Source organism: Mycobacterium sp. (assembly GCF_032162605.1).
In the GTDB taxonomy this organism is placed as follows: domain Bacteria; phylum Actinomycetota; class Actinomycetes; order Mycobacteriales; family Mycobacteriaceae; genus Mycobacterium.
In genome coordinates, this window is sequence record NZ_JAVROT010000021.1 from 1 (window position 1) to 2,902 (window position 2,902).

The following is a 2,902-nucleotide window of genomic DNA, read 5'->3' on the forward strand; positions in this document are numbered from 1 at the left end:
TTCCCGCTTCGTGAGCACACGAAGAAGAAGGAATCCGAGATCCGTCAGATCGTGATGGAGAAGCTCGACCTGGTCGGCCTGACCGGGGATGAGACCAAGTTCCCCGGTGAGATCTCCGGCGGTATGCGCAAGCGCGCCGGGCTGGCCCGCTCGCTGGTGCTGGACCCGCAGATAATCCTGTGCGACGAGCCGGACTCCGGTCTGGACCCGGTGCGTACGGCGTACCTGTCGCAGTTGCTGATCGACATCAACGCCCAGATCGACTGCACCATTCTGATCGTGACGCACAACATCAACATCGCCCGCACGGTGCCGGACAACATGGGCATGTTGTTCCGCAAGCACCTGGTGATGTTCGGTCCGCGTGAGGTCCTGCTGACCAGCGACGAGCCCGTCGTCAAGCAATTCCTCAACGGTCGCCGCATCGGTCCGATCGGCATGTCCGAGGAGAAGGACGAGTCGACGATGGCCGAGGAGCAGGCGCTCATCGACGCCGGTCACCACGATGGTGGTACCGAGGAGGTCGAGGGCGTGCCGCCTCAGGTCAACGCCACCCCGGGTATGCCCGATCGCCAGGCCGTGCACCGCCGTCAGGCCCGGGTGCGCGAGATCATGCACACCCTGCCGCCCGCGGCGCAGGAAGCCATCCGGAAGGACCTCGACGGCCACAACCAGCGCCCGACGTCCAGCATGGCCAACACCAACAGCAACAGCAACAGCAACAGCAACAGCGACGACGATCCGACCGCCCGGCACCGCAACGCCGAAGAAGAAACCCCCACGGCGACGATTCCGGTCGCCAGCGATTGACCTCTCCCGGTCGGCCTGACCGGTTGACCGCGCTGCAGTGAATCGCACACGCGCCCAGCGAGTCATGGGGTCGACGGTCTTGCGGTGGGCGTGGACAGTTCCGCGACCTCACAGACGGTGAGCGGATGCGGGCCTGACGCCGTGATGTCTCGGCGTTGACGCCGCCCTCGTCGGCCGTCAAAAGCCGATGAGACACAACGTGATTCAAGACGCGGTGGGAGGAGTCCGTTTCCACCGTCCCGAGAACGCCGGGGCGCTCATGACCTCGCGGTTGGATGGACCAACGCCGCCTCGCCGGCAACGCCGTCGCGGCACCGGCTTGGCAGCGGCGCGGAACGGTCGAGAGTTAGCGGTGGCGCGTATGGGCATCCGAGCGACTCGAGTCGGTGACCCGAGTCGCAACTGGCGAGGGCAGACCGGCGAACCGCCAGAACTGTCCACACGAAACGCGGCGCGAACCCTTGACGGAACGGCTCAAACGGGCCAGTCTGTTGGTCAGCATGCATTTACGGGTTGAGGTCGCCAGCCAGCGCCGGGAGCCCTATCATGCGGATGTTGAGGAATGCGCCGTTCTGCGCTAGTGTTGGACGTTGCGCTGGCTGCATCCTGCCCACCCTCACCTGCACTCTGACACGACCACTGGTCTGAGCCCCGCTCAGTGACCTAGACGCGTGCCGCGTGGCGGAGAGTTCGGGCTTGAGAACGCCAGCCGAACCTAACGCAGATAACGCGGCAAGGGTCCGGTCTTCGGCCGGTCACCCGTAGTCGCATCCGGTGCTGGAAGGATGCATCTTGGCAGTCTCTCGCCAGAGCAAGTCAGTAGAAAACCCCAACAACTCCGTTCCAGGAGCACCCAACCGAGTTTCGTTCGCCAAGCTCCGTGAGCCTCTAGAGGTTCCCGGCTTGCTTGACGTGCAAACGGACTCCTTCGAGTGGCTGATCGGCTCCGATGGATGGCGTGAGAAGGCACTCGAGCGCGGCGAGGTCAGCCCGGTCGGTGGCCTCGAAGAGGTGCTCACTGAGTTGTCGCCGATCGAGGACTTCGCGGGCACGCTGTCGCTGAGCTTCTCCGATCCGCGCTTCGACGAGGTCAAGGCACCCGTCGACGACTGCAAGGAAAAGGATCAGACCTACGCGGCGCCGCTGTTCGTCACCGCCGAGTTCATCAACAACACCACCGGCGAGATCAAGAGCCAGACCGTCTTCATGGGTGACTTCCCGATGATGACGGAGAAGGGCACCTTCATCATCAACGGCACCGAGCGTGTCGTGGTGTCCCAGCTCGTCCGCTCGCCAGGCGTCTACTTCGACAAGTCGAAGGACAAGGCCACCGAGAACGATCTGACCAGCGTCAAGGTCATCCCCGGTCGCGGTGCCTGGCTCGAGTTCGACGTCGACAAGCGCGCTACCGTCGGCGTGCGCATCGACCGCAAGCGACGTCAGCCGGTCACCGTGCTGCTGAAGGCACTGGGCTGGACCAGTGAGAAGATCACCGAGCGCTTCGGCTTCTCCGAGATCATGATGTCGACCCTCGAGAAGGACAGCACCGCCGGTCCCGACGAGGCTCTGCTGGACATCTACCGGAAGCTGCGCCCGGGCGAGCCGCCGACCAAGGAGTCCGCGCAGACCCTGCTGGAGAACCTGTTCTTCAAGGAGAAGCGCTACGACCTGGCTCGCGTCGGCCGCTACAAGGTCAACAAGAAGCTGGGCCTGAACGTGGGTCAGCCGATCACGTCCTCGACGCTGAACGAAGAGGACATCGTCGCCACCATCGAGTACCTGGTGCGCCTGCACGAGGGCCAGACCACGATGACCGCCCCCGGCGGCGTCGAGGTCCCCGTCGAGGTGGACGACATCGACCACTTCGGCAACCGTCGTCTGCGTACCGTCGGCGAGCTGATTCAGAACCAGATCCGCGTGGGCCTGTCCCGCATGGAGCGTGTCGTGCGTGAGCGCATGACCACCCAGGACGTCGAGGCGATCACGCCGCAGACCCTGATCAACATCCGTCCCGTCGTGGCGGCGATCAAGGAGTTCTTCGGCACCAGCCAGCTGTCGCAGTTCATGGACCAGAACAACCCGCTGTCGGGTC

The 2,902-nt window shown here is 64.3% G+C and carries 1 protein-coding gene and 1 pseudogene; both read left to right on the plus strand.

The window, feature by feature from the left end; genetic code table 11:
* Positions 1-810, plus strand: an 810-nt coding sequence (locus QOI01_RS00800; protein WP_526377678.1) for an ABC transporter ATP-binding protein, incomplete at its 5' end; no start/stop codon positions are given.
* 792 nt (positions 811-1,602) lie between these two features.
* A pseudogene (locus tag QOI01_RS00805) lies at positions 1,603-2,902 on the plus strand (DNA-directed RNA polymerase subunit beta); the annotation flags it as partial.